Genomic DNA, 22,976 nt, shown 5'->3' with positions numbered 1-22,976 from the left:
CGCAACTCCCGCAATACAATTTGCGCAGCGCAACTCTTGCACGCTGCGCAACCGGTCACGATCGACCGGAATCAGCGGTCACGATCGCCGGAATACGCACTTCGATCGATGTGGACAGCATCATCAAGGACCTGGGGGACTTCATGGTTTCGTATGCTGCCGATGACTGGAGCGATGCGTACCATCACGACTTTCAATATGAAGTCGAAAGGGTCGTAGAGCGACTATCGGTGATGCTCAGAAATCAGTTTGGCAAATGGATACGCCAGCTCGTCATTCCGACTCGTTCCAGTGCAGGGAAGCGACTTCAGTCAATCGATGCCAATGGCATTTTTCTGACGTTCAACTACACCGGAACCCTCCGCGAGGGATACGCCGTGCCAGACGCACATGTGCTGCACATCCATGGCTGCGCCGACTTGGAAGACGACGATCTGATCTTGGGGCACGCTTGGAATCCTCAGACAAGAAAGTCGCTGAACGATCGTGAAGACATCGAAGAGATTGATACGAGGTTGATGGAAGCGAACCACATCCTCGACACCTATTTTGCCGCCACGTTCAAACCCTCCGATCAGTTGATCCAAAGGAATCGCCAGTTTTTCGATGGGTTGTTTGATATTCAGGAAGTGTGGGTGTTGGGGCACTCACTGTCCGATGTCGATGAGCCGTATTTCAAAGCTCTTCTCACTGTGCCCAGCGTTTCACGCGCGTGCTGGAGCATCGCGTGCCGCTCTGCTTCGGACGGGTCCGACAAACAGGATCGACTTCAAGAACTGGGTGTGGACGCTACACGAATTTTTCCGACATCATGGGATGAGATGTAGACAATGCCCATCAGGTTACAGCTTATGGCGTAGCTGCTGCTGTTGCAGGCACAGCAGCAGTTGGTCCTGCTTTGCGCTTCTTGGCTGTTTCTCCGCTGCGCTTGTCGATTTGCGCGCGCCAGGTTTCCAATGCCATGATGTCGGCGAGCAATTCGTCGGGCTCGGGGACTGCGATACCACCCACGAACGCCTTGTCGTGCGCATAGTTTGAGCATTTTGTCATGCCAGCATTCACTTGGGCATAGTCGTCGTCTTCGACCACGACCCCGGCAAGTCGTTGTGTTTCCACGCCTTTACGGAATCGCAGGATGACCTCGCGCAGCAGCACTTCTTCGACCGCACGCTCCCACGTCATGCGCAATCGAAAATAGGCCTCGATGGTTTGCTTGCGGTGCTCCTGCTCTTCGCCATCCTTGTATAGCTTGGCGATGGCTTGGTGCTGGGCCTTCAAGGCGCCGATTCGCTTGCTGGCATTCTTGCCCTCGAACGGCAGGTCTGGATCGGCAACCCCGAACCCCTCGGCACGGCGGATCAGGCTCTGCGTGGCAACCGGCACGCCAGCCAGCTTTGCTTCCTCTGCCAGGAGACAAAGGAAATAAATGTCATGGGTGAACACGATGACCTGGCGCTGTGCAGCTTCGACCGCCAGGCGCTTTGCCACGCGTTCGCGGCGACGATGATCGAGCGACGACACCGGGTCGTCGAAAACAATGCCGTCCTTGCCGCCGCTCAGCCCGACTTCGGCCAGGAAAGAGCCAATAGCGACCGCGCGCTGCTCGCCCTCGCTCAGGATATCGGCAGGACGGCGGCTCTGCGGCAGTTCCAGTTTCAGCTTATGCAAGGCCTTGCCTCTGTCAGAGCGGCTCTGGAGTGAAACGCGAAGCGTACCGACGCCCAGTGCCTTGAATTCGCGGTTGAGCGCATCGGCCAGTTCTTTGGAGACCACTTTTTCGGCCAGCTCCGATGCCTTCAGCGAAATGGCATTGGTCTTGATGGCCAACAGGCATTGCGCGAGCCTGGCCTGATGGATGAGCCGTCTCACCGCTGTGACCACCGCATCCTTGACCTGACTCAGTCGCACCCGTGCATCAAGTTCGCCGAACTGCTTTTGAAGTGCGGCGCGGGCCTTCTCGTCTGATGCCTTCTCCAGGGTTTCGGCTTCGGCATTCAGTTTGTCGGTCAGCGCTTGGAGCCGCGCCGCTGGGTTCGACAAAGCCTGATCGGTACCGTCCCACTGGTGTGAAATCACAGCCGCCTTGATGGCTTCCCGGCGAGCGGCGACCGCCGGTTCGAAGGCTTTTGTATCGGCGGCGAGTTGCGGATCCAGAATTTCAATCTCACCATGGGTCACGTCGTCGAGATTCAACGTCAGGACGTGCGCGATAAATGGTTTGTATTCGGCGTACAGGGCAATGCGACGCGCTTGGGAGGTTTTCTCCGCTTCCTCCTGGATGAACGCCTCAAAGCGCAGCAGGCGTGCGGCGCCTTTGGCGAGTGGCTGTTGGCACAGTGGGCAAGGCACGTCCGCGCCCAAGTCGGGGAATGCCTTGTCCGGGTGAGATTCGACCGCAAACTTGCGGGCGGCATCGAACAGCTCGCGCCACGCCTCGCCGCCGGTACCGGGCAGCAGGTTCTCACCTTCCTTGAACTGCTTGGCTGCGAGCGCGGCCGCAGCCTTCGCCGTACGATAGGCATCTGCCAGGCCACGCAGCTTGGCGACCGCAGCCTGATCTACAAGCGCACCCTTGGTGGTTGCATTCGTCGCGATGGCCGCGACACGGCGGGCGCGCAGGCGCAATTGAGTGGCTTTCTCTTTCGGGTTGTTCTCTTTCAGGCTTTTATCCAGCGCCGCATGCTGGGCGAGTTCTTCCGGCGTCAGCGTAGCCAGCGCGTCGATCTGGGCCTTTGTCGTCCTGGCGGACAGCGACCCGATCAGCTTTCCGACGGGCGTATCGCCCTGCAAGGGCACGAACGCCGTGAGGTCGGCGGCGGACTGTGAATGCTCCGTCTCGATTAAGGTCTTCAACTGCTTGCAGACCTTCGCCAGTCCCTCAAACACATCGAGCCCGTAAGGGACGTAGGAAAAATCGTCTTCGCTATCAAGGTAAGCGCGCGCGCAACGCGAGTCGAAGATCGCGAGCGATGACAACTCGGGAGGCGTTGCCTTGCCTTGGGTCCAGTGCACATCCATGGCAACGCCGTTAACGGCAATCTCGAAGGCGGCCTCTGGAGCGCCTGTCTTGCCTGTCGGCAGGTTGGCGTTGGGATGGATTGCTTCCATCTGGTCGCGAGCACGGCAAGCGCGTTTGAGCACACGCGAGTATCCCGACTTCCCCGAGCCGTTGTCGCCGTAGATGACGGTCATTCCGGAAGCGCCGAACGGCAGGTGCTGGTTTTCGGCAATTGCGTTGACGTGCCGCATGTTCTTCATGGCACGCAGCTCGACGTGCGTCGTCGCCTTTACCTGTGCTGGGATTTGGTCTGCCGTGAGGGGTTTGGGCTTGCGGTCCTTGGGATCGGAAATGCCATGCGTGGCCTTGAGCAGCGCGAAAAGATCGTCTTGGTCTTCCGCCGTCAAAGTCTGCCTGACCAGCAAGCGCGCCACGGCATCACTTTGCCACAGGGGCAACCCCTGTGTCCAAACCAGTATTTCCTGCAGTATCGACATGGGGTTCCTCCACTTGTTGGCATTGTTTTATTTCTTCCCGACGTACTCAATATCTGATCGTCGAATTTGCTTACAGCAATATTCGTGGCTGAAGATAGAAACATTATGCGTCCCGGCGCGATAGCGCCGTCGGGCTCTTGGGCGTTGCCCCGCGCCTCGTAACGAGTCGCGGCCATTCGGCTTTGATCCCTCACGCCTCCGGCCCGATGGGTCTGCGCGCTGCGCTTGCCGAGGGAGATTTGCGGTGTGTGTGGGGCTGGCTTGCTGTTCCCTTCACCGTACCACGGCGTTCTCGCTGTCAAGGTCTGCGCGCAATGCTTGCGCTTGCGTCCTGGCGGCCGTCTTTGAACCTGTGACAACTGCGCTGCGCCGTGCTGTTTCCGGTCTCGGGCAATCCCGCCCGATGCACGGAGCTGACCATGTCGCACGATCTCTTTTCTTCCTTCGATTCTTCAAATTCTTCTGTCCTTCTCGTCCGTGACGTTGCGGGCGACTACCGGCAGGTTGATGCCGACGAGGTGCTGCAGGCCGCACAGCAGGTGTTGCTGAGCCGGGTGCGGGGCAGTGACGTGCTGGCATCGCCGCAGGCGGTGCGCGACTTCTTGCGGGTCAAGCTGGGGACGCTGGAGCATGAGGTGTTCGCGGTGGTGCATCTGGATACGCAGAACCGCGTCATCGAATACGTCGAGATGTTTCGCGGTACTGTGAGCCAGACATCGGTCTATCCGCGCGAGGTGGTCAGGGAATCCATGATGCGCAACTCGGCTGCCTTGTTGCTGGTGCATAACCATCCCAGTGGTTCGACCCAGCCGTCCCGGGCCGACGAACACCTGACACAGACGTTGAAGGCGGCACTGTCGCTGGTGGACGTGCGGGTGCTGGATCACCTGATCGTGGCGGGCAACGACATCCTGTCCATGGCCGAGCGCGGGCTGATGTGACGCAAGGGGGCGTTGCCCCCTTTTTTGCTTCGTCCGTGGTGCAGGGGAAAGACTGCGCGCTGCGCTTGCCTCCAGGGGTCGGCTTGCGCCCACCTCGCCGCGCTGGCTTGGCGCCCCGCAAGCCCGCCGAACAGGCAGTGCCGGATCGGCCGGTGCACCATGTTCATTTCGCGCTTGCGCTTTGCTCACCTCCAGCCAGGCGTGCCCTTGGCACGCAGGGGCGCTCGCCGCGCGGCGTGGGTCCAGCGCCTCTCTGGTCTTTGTGGCCGTTGTCCGGTCATCCGTCTTTCCCTCTCCTTCATCACTGATCCCGCGACCGTAGCCCGCAGTGCCTGTCCGTCAAGGCGCGCAGGGCCGTGTCCTCGCTGCGCTGTGGGCCGCACCCACCCTGTGCTTGTTTCCTTGACGGCCAGTCCCTCGCTGGCCCGTGTCTTCGCGGGCGATGAACTCAGGAAAGACGGCGGCAACAGGAACCAGCCCAGGTTACTGCGCCGAACCCACCAAAGCCACACCGGGCTCCAAATCTTGGAATCCGGTCAGCTTTGAAACCACAACTTGCAACTTCTGGAGAAATACCATGCAACTCAGTTCCCGTTTCGCAAATACGACCCCTCTCTTACGTGCCGACTATCCGCTATCGGATGAGCAGATTTATCGGGTAGCTCCCGCCATCTATGCGGAGGCCAAGCACCAGAGCCGATCCGAGCGCTACACCTACATCCCGACGGGGGAGGTGTTGGGTGCCCTGCGCAAAGAAGGCTTTCAGCCGTTCATGGTGTGCCAGACCCGTGTACGCGACACCGGCAAGCGTGAACACACCAAGCATATGCTGCGATTGCGCCATGCCAACCAGATCAACGGCGCCGAGGCCAACGAAATCATTTTGCTGAACTCGCACGACGGCACCAGCAGTTACCAGATGCTGGCCGGGATGTTTCGCTTCGTCTGCAGCAACGGGCTGGTGTGCGGCGACACCGTGGCCGACCTGCGCATCCCGCACAAAGGCGATGTGATCGGCAAAGTGATCGCAGGAGCCTACGACGTGCTGGACGGCTTCGAGCTGGTGCGCGAACGCCGGGAAGGCATGGCCGCCATCACGCTGGAGCATGGCGAATCCGAAGTATTCGCTCGCGCCGCCTTGTCACTCAAATACGATGACCCGGTCAAGCCCGCACCCATCACGGAAGCGCAATTGCTGCAACCCCGACGACTGGGCGACGACCGCCCCGACCTGTGGAGCACCTTCAACCGCGTGCAAGAAAACCTGGTTCAAGGGGGATTGCCTGCACGCACGACCAACGGACGCAGGAGCCACACCCGCGCCATCCAGGGTATTGACCAGAACGTCAAGGTCAACCGGGCACTCTGGATACTGGCCGAAGAGATGAAGCGGCTCAAGGGTTGACAGGCGAGGGGGCTTTGCCCCTTCTTCCTCTTCTTTCTTCTTGGCTGTTTTCGCCCCTTTCTCATTTCGGGGTAAAGCGGCTGCGGGTGGCCATGCCACGCGGCCGCGCCGCCCAGCCTTGGCAGTCTGGGCGGCGCGGCGGGCAGTCGGTTACCGACTGCCTGATGGCTGCATGACTTCGCCATCCCTGACTTTGGGCATCTGATCGATGGATGTTCGACGCTTCGCGTTGAGCAGCCTGATATGCCTATCGGGTGATTGACGCTGCGCACTGCGTTTGCCCTCCAGGGGTCGGCTTGCAGCCCACCCCGCCGCGCTGGCTTGGCGCCCCGGAAGTCCGCCGAACAGGCGGTGCCTGATCGGCCTGTGCACGGCAGTCATGTCGCGCTGGCGCTTTGTTCACCTCCAGCCAGGCGTGCCTGTGGCACGCAGGGTGCGCTCGCCGCGCGGCGTTTGACCGTCGCAGCGATGGCGTTGCCCTGCTTGCCGTACTGCCTTCCTTCATCGCTATTCCCGCGACCTTAGCCGACACGGCCAGCCCCTCAAGGCGCGCAGGGCCGTGTCCTCGCTTTGCTGCGGGCCGCCCCACCCCCTGCGCTTGTTTCCTTGATGGGCTGGCCGTGTCGGCCGGTTTTTCGCGGGCGATGAACTCAGGAAGTACGGCGGCAACGATCGGCCCAGATCGCTACGCCGGCCAAACCGGAGGCAACAACGGGCTCCGAATCTTGGAACCCGGTCAGCTTTCAAAACCTTGGAAGGAATGCGCATGCAGACATTGACACCGTGAATCGATACCGAAGTTTTGTTTGTTTTCTTTTTGCATTTTTTATTCTTTTTGTCATCAACGTCCCGTCAGGGACAGGAGCTATCACCATGAACACAGTTACCCTTCAAGAAACCCAAGCCTTGCAAGCGGCAGTCACGACCCCTGTCGTCGAAGCCATCGTTACGGCGAATTACCGCCTGCTGCTAATTCCGTTGTCACAGTTATGGCCTTCCAGCCGCAACGTGCGCCAAAGCGGCGGCGCGTCGATTCCCGAACTGGCCTCCAGTATCGCCCGCGTGGGTCTGCTGCAAAACCTGACCGTCACTGCCTCCAGTGATGGTGAACATTACGAAGTCGTTGCAGGCAAACGACGGCTGGCGGCATTGAAGCTGCTGGCGAAGCGGCACAAGATTGACAAGGCGCATGACGTGCCTTGTCTGCTGGTGCCGGATGCGTCGGCGCGTACCGTGAGCCTGACCGAGAACGTCCAGCGGGAAGCGATGCACCCCGGTGAGCAGTTTGAAGCTTTTGCTGCTTTGGTGGCCGAGGGCCGACCCATCGAAGACATTGCCGCTGATTTCGGAGTCACGCCTTTGGTGGTGCAGCGGCGTTTGAAGCTGGCGAATGTCTCGCCGCGCCTGCTGGCGGACTACCGGGCTGATGCCGTGACGCTCGACCAATTGATGGCACTGGCGATCACAGATGACCACACGGCACAGGAAGCGGCGTTCTATGACGTACCAGAATGGCGGCGCAACCCGCAAGCCTTGCGGGAACACCTCACGGAACGCGAAATTGATGCCACCCGCGATGCGTTGGCGCGCTTTGTCGGTATTGAGGCCTACGAGGCCGCAGGCGGTGGGGTGCGGCGTGACCTGTTTTCGGACGACTCGCGCGGGGTGTTCCTGACAGACGCAGCATTGCTGGAGACGCTGGCACGCGACAAACTTGCCGCCACTGCCGAGACTGCCCGCCTGGACGGCTGGGCATGGGTTGAAGCCGTGCCACGCATCACGTCAGCGGAACTGCACGGGTTCCAGCGTGCCCGCCGTGACCGGCGCACGCCGAACAAGACGGAAGCCAAACGTATCGCCAAGCTGCAAGCACGGCAACAAGCCATTGACGACAAGCTCAATGCGGACGATGCCGAGGACATGGCTGAAGAGGAAACATCCGCACTTTACGAAGAAAACGACAAGCTCGGGGCGGAAATCGAAGCCATTGAGCAAACCCTGCTGGTGTTCGCACTGGAAGCACGGGCAGTGGCCGGGGTGATCGTGACCGTCGATCATGCGGGCGAAATCGCCATCCATCGCGGCCTGTTGCGCGAAGCCGAAGCCAAGGCACTGCGGGCGCAGGAAGGGCAAGACAAACAGAACAGAGGCGGCGGCGATGCTGAAGGCGGAGCACAGACACCAACCCTGCCCCGCATTTCCGAGAAGCTTGCGCGGCGCTTGAGTGCGCACCGTACGGCGGCGCTGCAAGCCGAGGTCGCCCGCCATCCCCAGGTGGCGCTGGTGGCCGTGGTACACCGTTTTGCCTTGCGCGTGGTGATCAATGGCTACGGCTCAGGTGATTCGGTGATCAACATCAGCGCATCCCCGCAGGATGGGCTCGATGCGTATGCCCCGGACGTGGCGCACTCGCCTGCTGCGGTCCAAATGCGGGAAGCCCGCCAAGCATGGGCGGAACGCCTGCCCGAAGACCCGGCAGCCCTGTTTGTGGAATTGCTGGCATTGCCGCAGGAAGAACTGCTGTCACTGCTGGCGGTGTGCGTGGCTGTGACGGTCGGCGCGGTGACGCCGCGAGAAGATGCAATGCCCGCCGCTGCATTGGCGCAAGCCGTGGGGCTGGACATGCATGCGTGGTGGACTCCGACCGCCGAAGGTTACTTTGCCCATGTCTCCAAAGCCAAGACCATTGAGGCGGTACAAGTGTTCGCACCGGAACAGGCGGCGCGCTTGCTCACGCTCAAGAAGAACGAGCTGGCCGGCGAGGCAGGGCGGCTGGCAGTGGGCACCGGTTGGTTGCCGGTGATGTTGCGGGCACCCGTGCCCGAAGTACAGGTGGAGCCCGAAGCAGGGAATGCGGAAGAGGCGCAAACCGAGTAAGCAGGATGCCCCGGCGAGTCGCCGGGGTGTTTTGCGCGGCGCGCGCGGCAGGTATGCCGCGCGCGTTTTAACTTCCAACAGCCCACACCCCTCAACAGACCTCCAGCGTTGCCCCGGTTGGGCAATCGCCATAGGCCGGGGCATCCAGCCAGCTACGCTGGAGAACGCCTGATTGGGTTGGCCGTGCGGTTCATCCGCACGAGGATCGAGCACCGTTTCGGCCACCCCGCTTTGTGCTGGGTTGCCCGGAACGGATGCACTTCGACAACCTTTCCCCCAAATTCCCATGAACCATCAAGGCGTCAGTGAAATATTCTTTGAAGAAACCTACAGCGTGCCGCCCGAGCAGACGGCACGGGCATTGTTTTCCAGGCTCCCGCATGGAAGCGACTATGCAGAAAGGTTGATCGAATGCCTGGCGACCGGGTATCTGGTCGCCGTGGTCGAATCCATTTGCATCCGTGAGATGCAGCTGCACGTGGACGCTGCCACTGAAGTCGTGGTGGGTCGGACCATCCAGATGGAGCATAAGGGGCCGATCCCGCCGGGATCGTCGCTGAAGTTGAGAGGATGGGTTGAGCGCCTTGGAGAGCGGAGCGCGACGTTTTGCGTTCAAGCGTCTGATGCCCACGAGGTCGTTTGTGAGAGTTCCGTCACGCTGGTGGCGGCACAGCGGGCGTCGATGGAGTCTCGAATCGCTGAGAAAGTTGGGGCGCTTGTGGTCAGCCCTGCTGGGGATTTTGTTGACGGCGCGCGCGGCAGGTGTGCCGCGCGCGTTTTGACTTCCAGCGCCCAGGAACCCGAAACTTCCTGAACACGCCCCGCCGCAAGGCGGGGCATCAGAGCATGTTTGCCTTTGCTGCGCCAGGTTATGCAATGTTGACCGTTCTCCATTTTGGCGGGCAGATCGCCACGAACGACGGCGGGTCTCCAACAGGCCGTCCACCAGGCCCAAACTGACCACGCCGAGACCGATCTGGTCCAGCCGGCACCAATGCGGTGGGGCATTCATCCTTGTTGCTGGGGGACTGACCTGGACTGCGTCTGGGTACATGCCGGAATACGTCTTCACGGTGATGGTGCCTGGGCCATGCGTCCTTTAGGGTCAGGATCGCACCACAGCGGCCTTGTATTTGTCGTGAATCCTGGCGCAGGCACGGCTTCGCCTCGGGCTTGTTCGCTGCAACCGTCCGGCCCAAACAATTTCCCCGTCGCTGCGCGCCTTCCTCGCGAAACAAATTCTTTGGGCCTACCGGTCCTTCACTGCGTTGCGGCCTCATCGCTTTGCTCTGCGGTGCAGCGCGCCCGGACCCGCGCCCATCGGATCACGCCAAGGCCGCAATGGTTGCGACCTGGTTAACTTCTAAAGGACTTCATCATGTCAAACATCGGCAACTTCACCGCACAAGGCAACAGCTTCACCGGCAGCGTTCGCACCCTGACGCTCAATGTCAAGGTCAAATTCGTTCCCAACACCAAGGAGAGCGACAATGCCCCGGACTATCGCATCGTCGCGGGCACTTTCGAGATCGGTGCGGCATGGAAGAAAGTCAGCAAAGCGGATCGGCCTTACCTGTCGGCGACCCTGGATGATCCGTCGTTCCCGGCGACCATTTATGCCCGTCTGGTGGAAGCCGAGGACGGTACGCACAACCTGATCTGGTCGCGCAGCAAGGGCGATTGAACGTCACCCTGACGCCCCGCCTTGCGGCGGGGCGTTTACGAGCGCCAGCAAGTGAGTGGCCCGCCGTATGTCGCGGGCTTTTTTACGTTTGGCTTGTTTTGCTGATTGACGGGTTTACGGATGCACGGATGTACGGCTTCACACAGTCAAGTAAATCCGGATTCGTGCATGGGCACAAAGCCGCTTTTACGAATGTACGGTTCTGTGGGTTTACGCAGATGCGTGAAGGTGGTTTCGTGCTTCTGAGGTTTTAGTAAAGATGCATTGCAGGTTCCACGGATTTCTGTGCTTCTCCCGGCTTTGCCGGGTCGCGCTGTCGTGCTGCGCATCGAGCCACCGATGGTGTCTCGCCCCTTCGGGCTTTCATCCCTGACGCCTGCGCGCTTCGCTCGCCCTCCAGGGGACCGGCTATCAGCCCGTCCCCGCCGCGCGGTGCTTGGCGCCTCTGCAAGTCCGCCGAACAGGCGGTGCCTGATCGGCCTGTAGAGTAGCCGCGCCATTGTGCTGATTGGTCCGGCTGCAACGGTGCCACGATTTTCTGCGCTAGCACCCATTCAAGGCACGGTGGTTGCCCTTCAGTCGGAGATTTCGGACGATTGGGTGTTGTATGCTTAGAAAATTCAGGGATGTCAAGCATCCTGTGTCAAAGTGCCCCTCTCCAATAGCCAACCCAGGACTCCGTATGACTCGGCCATTCCACGAACGTATTGCAGCAATGAACGCGATGTACCGGCTGGCGGCGCATGACACGCCGACCGTTCCAGACGATGTAGCGGACCGCCTGGTGAAGTTCAAGGCCACGCTAATGGACGAAGTACACGAGGTTGATGACATCGTGGCGATGGCTGGCTCCGGCGCTTCCGCGTTAGACGTTGCTGTGGCCATCGCCGACTTGCTGGGCGACATTATCGTGTACTGCCGCTCAGAGGCCCTCAAGTATGGGCTGCCTCTCGAAGAGGTCCTTGACATCATCATGGACAGCAACGAGAGCAAGCTTGGAGCCGACGGGAACCCCATCTACGACCAGAATGGCAAGTTCCTGAAGGGCCCAAGCTACTGGAAGCCGGAACCGAAAATTCGAGAGCTTCTTGGCAAGTCGCTAAAAGATGGTTTCTGACGACACAAACACGCATTAGCTTCCAGGCGCCATTGATGGACCCGCTCGTCCTGCCCGATATCTCGACCCTCGACGGCATCGAGGATTCGATGCATCGAATTGTCGCGAGCGGCGGCGCTCCTTTGCAGTTGAATAAGGACTTTGCGAGCCGGCGCAAGGGCGCACTGCACGACGCCGCGAGGCTCCAGCTACTCGTCACCTGGGCGCGCCTCGCTCGTGAGCGCCAGCTGCACTTTCACAGTGCCAACTCGGTTCGATCGGTTCTTGAGGAGCTTTGCGACTACGCCCCTGGAATCACGGCACTCCGCTTGTGCGACGGCGTAGTGGTCGGTGACCAGCACATTCGCAGGCGGGATGCGCTTGAGCCCGCCTCAGAGAAGATGGGCTATTCTGATCAGATGCTGTGGAGTCGCATCATCAAGGGGCGGACGATGGACTTCACGTGTGTCAGTGGCTCCAAGGTTCAGTATTTGCGACCGCTGTTCGGTGTGCGAAACAAGCACGCAGTTAAGCGTAAGGAAGGCATGTTTCTCGTGCTGACCGCGCTCAGCGAATTCGTCGCCAAGGCTGATGCGGAGCTGATACCGAAGTCTTTCATCAAAGCATGTGCGGTTTTTGCCAGCGAGCTTCTGAAGAACACGCAAGAGCATGCAACAAGCGACCACCGAAACCAGCCCTACCTTGAGCACGCCGAGGGCCTGATTATGAGTTGGCAGCAAATGCGTGAAGAATCCTACAGGTCGGACTTTGAAGGACACCCCCGATTACAGGAGTTCTGGCAACGAGAGCGCGTTCCTGTTCGAGATGGCCAGGGGACAGCTCTGCGCTGCCTGCAGCTCAGCTTCTTCGATACCGGACCCGGGTTCGCGAGTCGTGCAACGGGCAAGCTGGTAGAGGAGCTCTCACTGGCAGACGAGCGCAAGGCCCTATTGGATTCCCTGCAGAAGAACGCCTCCACCAAGCGGGAGGCCGGTTCTGGCAACGGGCTGCCGGACGTCTTGGAGGAGCTCCGGGAGGTCGGTGGACTGATTTGCATCCGCTCCGGCAGGCTAAGCGTGTTCAACGCTTTCACTCCAGGCGATGAACGAGATGTGTTCGACTTTGCGGACTGGACGAATAAGCCGCTTGCTCCAGCTGCAGGAGCTGTGATTTCGCTTCTTATCCCCATCAGAAGATGATGCGCAAAGCGTACTCGTACACCGCGCGCGGCGCCTGCAAAAGGTCGGGGTACGAGATAGATGCCCTATGCGTCTTCGTCGACACCAAGCGCAACGTCAGTGCCCTTGAGTTCTTCGATGAACTGGAGGCGTCGCTACGCGGACTTGAGACGCTACCCGATTGCGTGGTCATTATCGCGGATGCGGCCAGTCTCAGTACACTTCACCAGTACTGGGCAACCTGGAATGCCCAGCGACAGGTCTTTGAGCAGCGGGGTTTCCGCAAAGGCGTTCAGTTCGTCAAGAGCTACTACTTCGTGACATGGGACGCTGTCTTAGGCCTCAGCATCGCAAACATGCTCGGCGCTGGGGGCTCGGCAGCATCGTTTGACCTTCCCATTGACTCATTCATTCAGCAAGGACTCCACGCGCTCATAAGCACCAACCCGGTGGTTCAGATTGCACCGGCAGGGCACGTTTTCAAGCATCCGTCCAAGACGGTGAACAAACTGTTCATCCAAGCGCGAGAGCTCGCGACCAGCGAGGCGGAACTAGCCTTTGTCGGGAGATGCCTTTGCCGGGCGCTGAAGCCGCTGGCTGACGCAGGACTATCTGTCGTCTACATTGACACCATGGGCATCTACTCGCTCGTGCGTGAAGCGTTGATTTATGCCGGTAGCAAAGCGACCATTCATAGCTTCCATTCATACACTGAGCTTTCGGAGCTCTCGCCTCCGACTGAGCCCTACGCGTTGATTATTTCGGCCTCCACTAGTGGCGGAATGGCCCATAAGCTGCACAAGGAGCAGGGGTTCGTGGAAGACCGGCTTCTGACGCTGATTGACACAACGGCGGCTGGCCGCAACGGCACGGTCATGATTGCGCTTGATGATGTAGACATCTCGTACCGAAAGCAACTAGCTGATGGAACGGAGACCCAGATTGAGCTTTTCGGTGAGCACTTCTCCTCGAAGGCAAAGCCTCCACGAGCCGTAACCCTTGGGCAACCACATTTCCCAAGACGTCTCGGGGAGTTTTTGAAGCAGTTCGGTATCGGGGGACTCCTCGGATTGAATGAGCAGCCGGCCGGTGGGGCGGCATCGCGCTTGGTGTGCTTCGAGAGCAACGCAGCAGGGCGAAACCAAAAGCTCCTTGACTGGTTGAAGGATGAGATTGACTGGCGAGTGTCGGTCGCCATCGACCACGTTATTTACGCAGATGACGATGGCTCAAAGGCGCTTTCAGAAGCCGCGGCAGAAAAACTCCATGCTGCGAAGGGCTGTCCGAACCGGCCGGTGGTTACGGCTTACTCCAACCTCACCACGGACACTTTAGCGCAGGCGCAAGGTGTTCTGGTCGTGCAAGCCGTAGCAGGTGATGGCGGGCTATTGCGGGAAATAAGCCGTGACCTTCGAGAGTTCATTGCGCCCGACGTGCCTCGTCATTTTCTCGCCGGCGTGGGGCTGCCACAAAGCGAAGAGACATGGCTGCGCCTACAGCAGTTTCTTGTTAAGAACACAAGTCCTCGTGACTACGGTTTCTCAGCATGGCTGGTCTTACCAATCGGGTCAGACGGTACGACCAACGCTTGGCAGGACTTAAGTGAACTCGCGACGCGGGCGCAGGTGCAGACGCCGGTCGTCACAGGAGTCAGCCCCAAAATTCTCACCGAGTCAGTCGACCTAGCAGTACAGCTCGTCCAAGGCGCGTTCAAAGGCTTTTTGCCAACAAGCAGCGGCACAGCACTCGGGTTGTCAGAGGGGTTTCTCTTCTTCGGTGATGCGTTTGACGGGCGGCTGCACCAAGTCCCAGTGAGCGCGACCTACCTAACAGTCGCTTCGGTACTTCAAGCAGCCCGGGACTTGAACGTTCCCGCGAATCAGCTGAAGCCCACCGGCTACGAATCGGTCGTACTGTCACCTGAGAACTTCCTGCGGTACAACGATAACCTTCTGCAGGCGTGTGTATTGCGCGCAGCGCACCCTTCCGAACTGGACTACTCATCGAGCCCTCACTTGAGTCGTCTGATGAAGGAGTTCTTGCTAAAGGTTTTTTCACGCAACGCTCACCCATATGGCGCGGCGTCGATCGAGTTCGCTGCGGCCCTTGCTTGCGGTCACCTTAAGTTGATGGCTGATGACCGGAAAGAGTTGCAGCAGAAGGCCGTCGAACTCCTTTCAAGTGCGCCGAGCGCTCTTCTTGGCTTTATTTGTTTGCTGATCTGAGAGGAGTGTGCTCGTCGTTGGTCTGTGTGTCCGCCAAGCTGAACTGGGCCGACTTGGGCTTCTGGTGGAGCGGAACCTGCACTTCACGGTCTCGAAGCCGATCCGCGCTTATGCGCGTGAAGCCCGGTTGGCGGGACGCATCGTGGCGTAGACGCCGCAGGCATCAACTGCCGGTCGGCGGTTGATGCCATTCCATCGGAAGCCTGGCTTCCGTCTCCAGCATCAGTTCACCAGCACTGCGGCCCAGCGCCCGGGCGATCTTGAACACCAGGGCCAGCGTGGGCATATGCTCGCCACGCTCGATCTTGCCCATGTGGGAGCGTTCGATGCCCGCCAGATGCGCCAGCGTTTCCTGGGCAATGCCGTCTTCAGTTCTAACTGCCCGCACTGCGGCGCCGAACGCTTGCGCAGGGGCAGCTTCAAAGGTTGTCGCCCCTGTCGGTCTTCCTCGCTGGATTCCACGCTTTTGCATGGACAGGAGCGTCGGCGTTTAGAATAATTTAAACCACGTTATATTTAACTCTTTTGCCTTGAACGCAAACTTCCGCTGGAGTAAAGTGGGGAATATTCAGGGCGGTTCTAAAAACGGTAAATTTCTGTAAATGATCTTACGGATGCTCCATGACCTTCCTCACTGAGTTGCAGCGCTCACAAATGCTGGCCAACGGCGCAGCCCGTGCGCGCGGCGAAGCCATCGATCCTTATCCTGTCGTCAAGCTTCACACACTGGATGCCGGTGCCGTCTGGCTGCTGGTGAGCCTGGATGCAGATGGGGACCAGGCCTATGGGCTATGCGATGCAGGAACCGGTTTCCCGGAGCTGGGAGCTGTAAGCCTGTCTGCATTGGAAGGTGTACACGGGCCGCGGGGCATGCGCATCGTTGCCGATCCGCATTTCAAGCCACGCCAGTCGCTGTCGGCTTATGCGGCCGAGGCGATACGGGATGGCTCAATCAACGACTGACCATTGGGGTGATTGTTTGTGTTGAGCCCCAAGAGTTGTTGCGTGTGACTTTAATGGTTACACGCACCGATGAGATCCGTGGCATCCTCCCGCAAATTCCAAAGGGAGCCATCGCAATGACGATCCATCACGACCCTGCCGACTTGTCCACGCCCTGGCGTGCTGCGGCTGCTTACCTCTATACGCTGGACCTGGACGGTCCAGCACTCGCCTGGGAGTATCTGAGGCGCCACACCGGCTACCAAGCCAACTGGCTCCTTGGGCAACACCGCGCGTCAGCGCGCCGCTGGGGGTTGCAGAGTTGCCGAAGACCCACGGCTCGATGCGCGCCAGGCACGCCCGCTCTGGACCGCAGCGGCTGACGCACTGCTGCATGTACGTGCGGCTTTCACGCACGATTCAACCGCTAGTTTGACCTTCGACCTCTGGAAGATTCCCGGTCGCAAGTACCTGTCGCATGCAGGCTCGCAACTGAACATCAAGGCGGAACACGGATCGAACCGATTGCGGGCCTCACTGGCCACTGCACTGGAGACCGGTGTAGCCTATGGCTTGACCGTGCCTCTCGATACCCACCTGCGCACGCGATTGACGGGGTACCAGGCACAGGCCAATGCCATCCAGGGCCAATGGCCTCCTGTGGCGGCAAAGAAAGTCACGCGTGCTTCTCTGCTGCATCTGCACGCCCTTCAGGCGCTCGATGCATCGCAGGCCGGCGCTCACCATCGCGATATTGCCGGCGCACTGTTCGGCGTTGATGCCGTGCGCAAGCGCTGGACAGCCGATAGTGAGTTACGCGCGCAGGTTCGCCATCTCCTGACCCGTGCCGAGGGTTTGATGCGAGGTGGCTATCTGGCCTTGGCTGGTGTACGCCAGCATCACATCGATGTCCCCCGCAGTGCCCCCGGAGACGAACCCGCGCACTGAGTATCTCCCTTCGCAGTTAGCCAGGCTTTCCTGAGACTCCCTCCATCTGGCGGCATTTCGCTGCCAGGCGATGACTGTCGATGGAGTCCTTCATGGCAACTGCGAATTCCCTGCCTTTGCGTCCCTTACCTGCGGCTGCGCCACCGTCTGCTGCTGCACCCGGCAATCCCGAGTTTCTGACCAATGACGAGGCCGCAGCCTTTCTGCGTCTCTCGCCGCGCACCTTGGAGAAGCAGCGCGTGCTAGGTGGCGGCCCGCGTTACCGGAAGTTCGGTGCGCGTGTGCTCTACGCAGTCGGTGATCTGCGTACCTGGGCCGATGGCCGTGCCTACGGCATGACCTCCGATCCCGGAAGCCCTCAGCGGGCCACGGTGCGCTGATTCCGGGTTGATTCAGTGTCAGATTCACAAACAGCGTTGTAGCCATGGTCAAGCCCTTGAGTGAACGCGAACAGCTGATGCTGTTTCGCGCACTGCCGGGTGGCGACATGGCCCCGCGCGATGCGCAGGACCTGATGGCCTACCCGTTCTTCTCTCTGGCCAAGTCCCGCAGGGTGGTGCCGATCCGTTTCGAGGCCGGTGGGGTGAGCTTGACGGTTGAAGGTGTGCCGGAACATGGGATTGCCACGATCAGGGATGCTGATGTGCTGATCTGGGCTGCCAGCCAACTCGTGCAAGCGCGAGACCAGGGCTTGCGTACTTCGCGCCTCATGGCCGCGACGCCGCATGAAATCCTCACCTTTGTACAGCGCGGCACCGGCTTCAAGGACTACCTGATGCTCAAGGCGGCACTGGACCGGCTGCAATCCACCACGGTGGCAACGTCGATCCGCCAGCCCGCCGGGCGGCGCATGCACCGCTTCTCCTGGATCAACGAGTGGAAGGAACTGCCCGGTGCCCGAGGCCGAGCCTATGGCATTGAGCTGATCCTGGCTGACTGGTTTTATGCCGGTGTGATGGACGATGCCTTGGTCTTGACCTTGGACCCCGCTTACTTTCGTCTTACCGGTGGCTTCGAGCGCTGGCTGTACCGGTTGGTGCGCAAGCATGGGGGCCGACAGGTAGAGGGCTGGCGCTTCAACCTGCGTCACCTTCATTTGAAGTCAGGCAGCTTGCAGCGCTATGCCGACTTTGCCGTTCAGTTGCGGCGGCTGGTACACCGGCAGTCGCTGCCAGGTTACTGGCTCTCCCTTGAGCACGTGGGCGGCACCGAATGGCTCCGGTTCCGCTGCTGGTCAGTTCCACGTCAGTCCGACTTATCCACAGGCACTGTTGACAAGTCGGTGAACAAGCTGTGTCCGGACTCGGGAATCACCCGCACGACATTCGGGGAATCGCCCGCAAACGACACGGGTAATCACACGTGCGCATCGGCCGCCAGCCCACGCCCAGCAACGGAATCGGGCCTCCTTAACTAATCTAACTAAAGACATAACTATGGATAAAAGAGGAAACACCGCTGCTCAAAAAACGGGCAGTGCTTCATTCGAAGCTCCAGAAAACCGTTTATCAGGGGCAGAAACCGAAGCAGAAAAACAGCCCGGCAAAGTGATCGCTCTGCTCAACCAGAAGGGCGGGGCAGGCAAGACCACGCTGGCCACGCACCTCGCTGGGGAGTTCGCCATGCAGGGGCAGCACGTGACGCTGCTGGATGCCGATCCGCAGGGGTCAGCCTTGGACTGGGCGCAGCGACGTGCGCAAAGCGGTCACGGTCGCCTGTACGGCGTGTTTGGCTTGGCGCGGGACTCTTTGCACCAGGAAGCGCCGCAGATTGCCTTGCAGGCTGATTTCGTCGTGATTGATGGGCCACCTCGGGTCGCGGCACTCGCGCGCTCCGCGCTGCTGGCCGCCGACCTGGTGTTGATTCCGGTACAGCCCAGTGCCTACGACGTGTGGGCGAGTCATGAGATGGTGCAACTGATTACCGAGGCGCGGGTGTTCCGGCCGCAGCTGCGCGCGGCCTTTGTGGTCAACCGGCGCGTCGTGGGCACGGTGATTGGGCGCGAGGCACGTGCCGCGCTGGCCGATCAGCCGTTTCCGGCGCTACAGGTGGAAGTTTCACAGCGCATCGTGTTTGCCGACAGCGTGGCTGCGGGCCGACTGGCGTTTGAGGTGGCCCCGAACTGCGCAGCCGCGCGTGAGATCGCGGCGCTGGCGCAGGCGGTGCGGGAGATGCTGGGATGACCAAACCACAGCCATCCAATTCGCAGCGACGGGCACCGATTGGCCGCAGGCCCGGTGCCGACCCGGCCTCGGCCTGGGTGCAGCAGGTTGATTCGGTGATGGCAAGCGCAAAGGCATCGGTCTACACCGCACGGCTCACCATTGACGTCACGCCTGTGCTGCGTGGGCGCATCAAGGTCGTGGCATTCAAGCGCGGCATCACTGCTGTTGAGATGTTGCGTGAACTGCTGGAGCGTGAGTTTCCGGAAGGGAGGCCATGATGCAGCCGAACGTGCAAGCAGTCGTGCAAACGGTGCGGGCTGAATTGCCAGCGCACAGGCCAATACCGATGCAGGTCTCCCTTGCCTTTGTTGATCAACGGGTGAACGTGTGGCTTCGCTTTGGCAAGCCAGTGCGCGAGACCGTTCTGAACCGCTGGCGACGTGTTGCGGTGTTCGAACCCGGCGCGGTCTGTTGTCGGGTGAAGTGGATTGCAAATGACTACGGGACGGCGCTCTGGCAGTTGATGGTGCTGCAGGCTCCCATGCCATTCGATGGCGCACAGCGCATCGCTGGCGTGGTACCGGGCGCGCGCATCCTGCTGCGTGCCGATGGCGAGCTGCAGGTCAAGGCGGTGTTGACCGCTATCGACAATATCGAGGCTTCGGGCATTGATCCTTGTGCAGTTGCCGTGACGTATTGGCGCACGGTTGGCAACCGACTGGCCGCACGCCAGCCGCTGCCTGAGTACACACCCGGGCGGCATGCGGCGCACATTGCGCGCGGAGCGCTGCAATGAAGCGGGCCGTTGTGATTCTCTGTATGGATATTGGTCTGGCGGCGCTGCTCATGCCACTGGCTATCCCAAACCGTGTGCATCTGGTCTACAACCCCAGCTACAGCGTGCCGCGCGGCTGGTACCGCATCGGGCCTGCAGACTCGCTGCAGGTTGGCAGCATCGTGCTGGCCCGACTTCCGGCACAGGCAGCAGCGCTGGCGGCGCAGCGCGGCTATCTGCCAGCTGGCATTCCCTTGCTCAAGCGCATTGGTGCTGTGGCTCCGCAGTGGGTGTGCGTTGATGGCGCATCGCTGCGCATCGACAACGTGGCGGTGGCTACCGTGATGGGTGCCGACGGGCATGGCCGTCCACTGTCTGCCTGGCAGCAGTGCCGAGGTCTGGCGCACGGTGAGCTGTTTCTCTTAAGCAATACCAATCCGGCGTCGTTCGACAGTCGTTACTTTGGCCCCATCCGTGCATCGGATGTGATTGGCCGTGCGCAGCCGATTTGGACGTGGAGTACGCCATGAACACACCTTCTGTCGTGCAGATGTCTTGCCGCCAGCGTGCAGCGTGGGCTGCACTGGCGCTGCCTGTTTGGCAGCGCTGCAAGCACCGCATGCGGCTGGCGTGGACTCGGAGCCGGGCAGGAAGTCGGAGGCTTCAGGGACCGGTGAAGAGAGAGGGCAAGATAAAAGGGCCGGCACGTGCCCGGCCGCAAAGCCAGTCTGCACGTGGGTTGGGCGCGGCACGGCGGCTTGCAGCCTGTGTGCTGTCGTGGAGCGAAAACCCGCTGGGCATCGCGCTTGGCGGCGTGCCGTCTTCGATACGTTTCGCTGCATTGCGCTGGAGCTTGTGCCATGGTCACACGTGACGATGATCGTTTTAAGGTCAAGCCAGGAGCGCCCAATGGGCGTGCCGGTGAGGGAAATGGACAACGGGCGCAGCGCTTCGTCTCGCAGGTTCTGAAGCAGGTCTCCAAGTCCGGTGCGAAAGCTTCTGGCGCGCACGCTGCCCGTCCTGCATCGACTTTCGGTCGGGGGCGCGTTGCAGCGGGCAGGGCAGGCCACACGCTGGCGGTAACTGCCCGACGCGTGGTCATCAAGTCCCGCTATGTGGTGTTGAAGAAGGCTGGGGCTAAATCTGTTTCAACGCACTTGCGTTACATCGAGCGCGATGGAGTGACGCGTGACGGCCAGCGTGGTCAGGCCTACGGCGCGGAAACCGACATGGCTGACCTCAAGGCCTTCGAGGAGCGCGGCAAGGGTGACCGCCACCAGTTCCGCTTCATCGTCTCGGTGGAGGATTCCGGGGAGCTGGAAGACCTGCGCGGCTACACGAGCGAGTTCATGCAGCGCATGGCTACCGACCTTGAAACCCGGCTGGACTGGGTGGCGGTTGATCATTGGGATACGGATAACCCGCACACACACATTGTGCTGCGTGGGCGTGCCGGGGAAGGGAGAGGAACGGGCCAGGACCTGGTGATTGCGCCGGACTACATGGCGCACGGTATGCGCATGAGGGCCAGCGAACTGGCGACCGAATGGCTGGGGCCACGTACTGAACTGGAAATACGGCAGGAGTTGATACGGGAGGTGGAACAAGAGCGGCTGACTAGCTTGGACCGGGCGCTGTTGCGGCAGGCCGCCGTGGATATCGTGGACTTGACTCAGCAACCCACGGACCGACAGCGCCAGACCTTTCTTCGTGCCCGGCTGCAGCGGCTGGAGGCGATGGCACTGGCCGAACGCATCGACGCGAACCACTGGCGGCTATCCCCTAGCATGGAAGAGGCGCTGACCGTCATGGGCGAGCGTGGCGACATTGTGCGCACGATCCACAAGGCGTTGAAGGGGCAGCAGCGGGAGGTGGTACTGGAAACGGGATCGGCAGCAATTGTCATCGGCCGCATCGCCGCCAAGGGCCTGGCGGACGAGCTCAACGACCGGGGCTATCTGGTGGTTGATGGCATTGATGGTCGGGCGCACTACGTGAAGCTTCCGATTGGTGCCGACTTGGCGGCACTGCCGTTGGGGGGTATCGTGGAGGTGAAGGCGGCTGGAGGGGAGCGGGCGGTGGACCACAATATCGCGGGTATCGTGCGCGAGGGGCTCTACCGCAGTGTTGACCATCTTGTGCGGCTTCGACAAGAAGGAGTCCTAGATCCGCAAACGGCGGTGGATGTTCATGTGCGTCGACTTGAAGCGCTGCGCCGCTCGGGGGCCGTGGAGCGCATGGCCGACGGTGTTTGGCGCGTGCCGCCTGACTTCTTGTCGCGCGTTCAAGCGCATGATGCGCAGCGGGCTGCAGGAGTAACCATCGAATTGCGCTCGCACCTGTCTATTGCGCAGCAAGTGCGTGCTCAGGGCTCGACGTGGTTGGACCACCAAATGGTGGGCAATACCAATGATTTCCCGCCACGGGGTTTTGGTGCCCAGGTGTATGGCGCATTGCAAGAACGGATTGGCTTCCTTGTCGAGCAGGGTTTGGCCGAGAGGCGTGGACCGCATGTGGTTTTAGCGCGCAATTTGCTGTCCACCCTGCGTGACCGAGAACTGGCCGAGGTGGGAAAAGCTATCCAGCACCAGACCGGGCTGATCCACCGACCAATTTGCGATGGCGAGAGTGTAAACGGCATTTATCGCCGCTCAGTTCAACTCGCCAGCGGTCGATTCGCGATGCTCGACGATGGCACGGGGTTCAGTCTGGTGCCGTGGAGGCCTGTGGTTGAGCAGCGGCTGGGTCAACAAGTATCGGCTATCGTACGAGTGTCATCGGTTACTTGGAATATGGGAAGGCAGCATGGACGTTGAGCGCATGTCCTTCACGGCGTGGCGGTGTCATCCGATACGATCAGCTTCAGGGTGATGTCATCGGCAATCAACCCATGGTGGCGGCACCAGCGCTTCAAGGCCACGCCCAGACTGGGCGCGCAGACTGAGGCGCGCGCCAGCATGCCGTAGCTGCCCCAGGGCAGGTTCCGACTGAACCAGTCCAAGGCTTCGTCGTCCAGTTCCTTCATCGCGGCACCGGAGATGCATTTCACCTGCGTGATCGTGATGCGAGATGCCATATGAAGCGATAGATTCGGCGAAATTTGTGCCAAGTCAAATGGCTTCTGAGGGCTTTGACTCGAGCGGGAGTAGGCTTCAATATTAGCTACTATAAGAATTACTTGAGCAAGGCCTGGAGTTTGCATGACGAGTCATTTCAGGCTTTTTTCGAATGTCTGTAAGTTTAAG

General features: G+C 60.5%; 20 protein-coding genes and 3 pseudogenes. 20 read left to right on the top strand and 3 right to left on the bottom strand.

Annotated elements, in window-relative coordinates; genetic code table 11:
- Positions 1–827 (top strand): bacteriophage abortive infection AbiH family protein (locus B7Y64_RS13380; RefSeq protein ID WP_291329125.1); only part of this gene is annotated, 827 nt, incomplete at its 5' end.
- Positions 828–849: 22 nt separating this feature from the next.
- Here B7Y64_RS13380 and B7Y64_RS13375 read toward each other — a convergent pair.
- Positions 850–3,495, bottom strand: a complete 2,646-nt coding sequence (locus tag B7Y64_RS13375) for an AAA family ATPase (protein ID WP_291329123.1) — start codon at positions 3,493–3,495, stop codon at positions 850–852.
- A gap of 419 nt (positions 3,496–3,914) precedes the next feature.
- Between B7Y64_RS13375 and radC the strand changes: the two genes are divergently transcribed.
- The 9 genes and pseudogenes from radC to B7Y64_RS13330 form a co-directional block, all read left to right on the top strand.
- On the top strand, positions 3,915–4,436 hold the full coding sequence (gene radC / locus B7Y64_RS13370; RefSeq protein ID WP_291329122.1) for a DNA repair protein RadC: 522 nt from the start codon (positions 3,915–3,917) through the stop codon (positions 4,434–4,436).
- Positions 4,437–5,013: 577 nt separating this feature from the next.
- The gene (locus B7Y64_RS13365; protein ID WP_291329121.1) at positions 5,014–5,841 is read left to right on the top strand and encodes a DUF932 domain-containing protein; all 828 of its coding nucleotides are present in this window, start codon (positions 5,014–5,016) and stop codon (positions 5,839–5,841) included.
- 873 nt (positions 5,842–6,714) lie between these two features.
- Positions 6,715–8,718 carry a ParB/RepB/Spo0J family partition protein gene (locus tag B7Y64_RS13360; RefSeq protein WP_291329119.1) on the top strand — a complete coding sequence of 668 codons (2,004 nt, stop codon included), beginning with the start codon at positions 6,715–6,717 and terminating at the stop codon, positions 8,716–8,718.
- Between the two features lie 286 nt (positions 8,719–9,004).
- Entirely contained in the window at positions 9,005–9,532 is a 528-nt protein-coding gene (locus tag B7Y64_RS13355) for a hotdog domain-containing protein (protein ID WP_291329117.1), read from the top strand.
- A 564-nt stretch (positions 9,533–10,096) separates the two neighbouring features.
- The gene (locus tag B7Y64_RS13350) at positions 10,097–10,402 is read left to right on the top strand and encodes a DUF736 domain-containing protein (RefSeq protein WP_291329116.1); all 306 of its coding nucleotides are present in this window, start codon (positions 10,097–10,099) and stop codon (positions 10,400–10,402) included.
- 715 nt (positions 10,403–11,117) lie between these two features.
- Positions 11,118–11,519 carry a pyrophosphatase gene (locus tag B7Y64_RS13345; RefSeq protein ID WP_291329114.1) on the top strand — a complete coding sequence of 134 codons (402 nt, stop codon included), beginning with the start codon at positions 11,118–11,120 and terminating at the stop codon, positions 11,517–11,519.
- Between the two features lie 35 nt (positions 11,520–11,554).
- On the top strand, positions 11,555–12,697 hold the full coding sequence (locus B7Y64_RS13340) for a hypothetical protein (protein WP_291329112.1): 1,143 nt from the start codon (positions 11,555–11,557) through the stop codon (positions 12,695–12,697).
- Complete coding sequence (locus tag B7Y64_RS13335) at positions 12,694–14,901, top strand: hypothetical protein (protein ID WP_291329111.1); 2,208 nt, start codon at positions 12,694–12,696, stop codon at positions 14,899–14,901. The genes B7Y64_RS13340 and B7Y64_RS13335 overlap by 4 nt, the downstream gene beginning before the upstream one ends.
- A gap of 46 nt (positions 14,902–14,947) precedes the next feature.
- Positions 14,948–15,052: pseudogene (locus B7Y64_RS13330) on the top strand (DUF2958 domain-containing protein); the annotation flags it as partial.
- A gap of 12 nt (positions 15,053–15,064) precedes the next feature.
- Here the strand turns inward: B7Y64_RS13330 and B7Y64_RS13325 are convergent.
- Positions 15,065–15,373: a helix-turn-helix transcriptional regulator gene (locus B7Y64_RS13325; protein WP_291329109.1), complete on the bottom strand. Its 309-nt coding sequence runs from the start codon at positions 15,371–15,373 to the stop codon at positions 15,065–15,067.
- 149 nt (positions 15,374–15,522) lie between these two features.
- Between B7Y64_RS13325 and B7Y64_RS13320 the strand changes: the two genes are divergently transcribed.
- The 10 genes and pseudogenes from B7Y64_RS13320 to B7Y64_RS13275 all read left to right on the top strand — a co-directional run bounded on the left by B7Y64_RS13320 (position 15,523) and on the right by B7Y64_RS13275 (position 22,547).
- Entirely contained in the window at positions 15,523–15,864 is a 342-nt protein-coding gene (locus B7Y64_RS13320; protein WP_291329107.1) for a DUF2958 domain-containing protein, read from the top strand.
- A 116-nt stretch (positions 15,865–15,980) separates the two neighbouring features.
- Positions 15,981–16,226: a DUF6499 domain-containing protein gene (locus B7Y64_RS13315; protein WP_291329106.1), complete on the top strand. Its 246-nt coding sequence runs from the start codon at positions 15,981–15,983 to the stop codon at positions 16,224–16,226.
- A 49-nt stretch (positions 16,227–16,275) separates the two neighbouring features.
- Positions 16,276–16,791 carry a DUF2285 domain-containing protein gene (locus B7Y64_RS13310; protein ID WP_291329105.1) on the top strand — a complete coding sequence of 172 codons (516 nt, stop codon included), beginning with the start codon at positions 16,276–16,278 and terminating at the stop codon, positions 16,789–16,791.
- A 92-nt stretch (positions 16,792–16,883) separates the two neighbouring features.
- Positions 16,884–17,171, top strand: a complete 288-nt coding sequence (locus B7Y64_RS13305) for a helix-turn-helix domain-containing protein (protein ID WP_291329104.1) — start codon at positions 16,884–16,886, stop codon at positions 17,169–17,171.
- Positions 17,172–17,215: 44 nt separating this feature from the next.
- Positions 17,216–17,992: pseudogene (locus B7Y64_RS13300) on the top strand (replication initiator protein A); the annotation flags it as partial.
- A 346-nt stretch (positions 17,993–18,338) separates the two neighbouring features.
- Entirely contained in the window at positions 18,339–18,974 is a 636-nt protein-coding gene (parA, locus tag B7Y64_RS13295; protein ID WP_291329102.1) for a ParA family partition ATPase, read from the top strand.
- Positions 18,971–19,234, top strand: coding sequence for a chromosome partitioning protein ParB (locus B7Y64_RS13290; RefSeq protein WP_291329100.1), 264 nt, complete (start codon positions 18,971–18,973; stop codon positions 19,232–19,234). The genes parA and B7Y64_RS13290 overlap by 4 nt, the downstream gene beginning before the upstream one ends.
- Positions 19,234–19,752 (top strand): DUF2840 domain-containing protein, encoded by a 519-nt coding sequence (locus tag B7Y64_RS13285; protein WP_291329130.1) that lies wholly within the window; start codon positions 19,234–19,236, stop codon positions 19,750–19,752. The genes B7Y64_RS13290 and B7Y64_RS13285 overlap by 1 nt, the downstream gene beginning before the upstream one ends.
- Positions 19,749–20,261 carry a S26 family signal peptidase gene (locus B7Y64_RS13280; protein ID WP_291329098.1) on the top strand — a complete coding sequence of 171 codons (513 nt, stop codon included), beginning with the start codon at positions 19,749–19,751 and terminating at the stop codon, positions 20,259–20,261. Before B7Y64_RS13285 ends, B7Y64_RS13280 begins: the two co-directional genes overlap by 4 nt.
- A gap of 330 nt (positions 20,262–20,591) precedes the next feature.
- Positions 20,592–22,547 (top strand): relaxase/mobilization nuclease and DUF3363 domain-containing protein, encoded by a 1,956-nt coding sequence (locus B7Y64_RS13275; RefSeq protein WP_291329096.1) that lies wholly within the window; start codon positions 20,592–20,594, stop codon positions 22,545–22,547.
- A 17-nt stretch (positions 22,548–22,564) separates the two neighbouring features.
- On the opposite strand, the pseudogene B7Y64_RS13270 reads toward B7Y64_RS13275, so the two are convergent.
- A pseudogene (locus B7Y64_RS13270) lies at positions 22,565–22,933 on the bottom strand (AraC family transcriptional regulator ligand-binding domain-containing protein); the annotation flags it as partial.
- Positions 22,934–22,976: the final 43 nt, after the last annotated feature.

It is taken from the genome of Acidovorax sp. 35-64-16 (assembly GCF_002281195.1).
Lineage (GTDB): Bacteria > Pseudomonadota > Gammaproteobacteria > Burkholderiales > Burkholderiaceae_C > Acidovorax > Acidovorax defluvii.
The sequence above is the reverse complement of the archived record's forward strand: the minus strand, read 5'-3'. Positions and strand labels throughout refer to the sequence as shown.

Bases quoted from the DNA above. Each gene is read 5' to 3' on its own strand.
- B7Y64_RS13375 (WP_291329123.1), bottom strand. From the start codon at position 3,495: ATGTCGATACTGCAGGAAATACTGGTTTGGACACAGGGGTTGCCCCTG.
- B7Y64_RS13285 (WP_291329130.1), top strand. From the start codon at position 19,234: ATGCAGCCGAACGTGCAAGCAGTCGTGCAAACGGTGCGGGCTGAATTG.
- B7Y64_RS13305 (WP_291329104.1), top strand. From the start codon at position 16,884: ATGGCAACTGCGAATTCCCTGCCTTTGCGTCCCTTACCTGCGGCTGCG.
- B7Y64_RS13365 (WP_291329121.1), top strand. From the start codon at position 5,014: ATGCAACTCAGTTCCCGTTTCGCAAATACGACCCCTCTCTTACGTGCC.
- B7Y64_RS13290 (WP_291329100.1), top strand. From the start codon at position 18,971: ATGACCAAACCACAGCCATCCAATTCGCAGCGACGGGCACCGATTGGC.
- B7Y64_RS13325 (WP_291329109.1), bottom strand. From the start codon at position 15,373: ATGCAAAAGCGTGGAATCCAGCGAGGAAGACCGACAGGGGCGACAACC.
- B7Y64_RS13275 (WP_291329096.1), top strand. From the start codon at position 20,592: ATGGTCACACGTGACGATGATCGTTTTAAGGTCAAGCCAGGAGCGCCC.
- B7Y64_RS13280 (WP_291329098.1), top strand. From the start codon at position 19,749: ATGAAGCGGGCCGTTGTGATTCTCTGTATGGATATTGGTCTGGCGGCG.
- B7Y64_RS13340 (WP_291329112.1), top strand. From the start codon at position 11,555: ATGGACCCGCTCGTCCTGCCCGATATCTCGACCCTCGACGGCATCGAG.
- B7Y64_RS13320 (WP_291329107.1), top strand. From the start codon at position 15,523: ATGACCTTCCTCACTGAGTTGCAGCGCTCACAAATGCTGGCCAACGGC.
- radC (WP_291329122.1), top strand. From the start codon at position 3,915: ATGTCGCACGATCTCTTTTCTTCCTTCGATTCTTCAAATTCTTCTGTC.
- B7Y64_RS13350 (WP_291329116.1), top strand. From the start codon at position 10,097: ATGTCAAACATCGGCAACTTCACCGCACAAGGCAACAGCTTCACCGGC.
- B7Y64_RS13335 (WP_291329111.1), top strand. From the start codon at position 12,694: ATGATGCGCAAAGCGTACTCGTACACCGCGCGCGGCGCCTGCAAAAGG.
- B7Y64_RS13315 (WP_291329106.1), top strand. From the start codon at position 15,981: ATGACGATCCATCACGACCCTGCCGACTTGTCCACGCCCTGGCGTGCT.
- B7Y64_RS13355 (WP_291329117.1), top strand. From the start codon at position 9,005: ATGAACCATCAAGGCGTCAGTGAAATATTCTTTGAAGAAACCTACAGC.
- B7Y64_RS13360 (WP_291329119.1), top strand. From the start codon at position 6,715: ATGAACACAGTTACCCTTCAAGAAACCCAAGCCTTGCAAGCGGCAGTC.
- B7Y64_RS13345 (WP_291329114.1), top strand. From the start codon at position 11,118: ATGAACGCGATGTACCGGCTGGCGGCGCATGACACGCCGACCGTTCCA.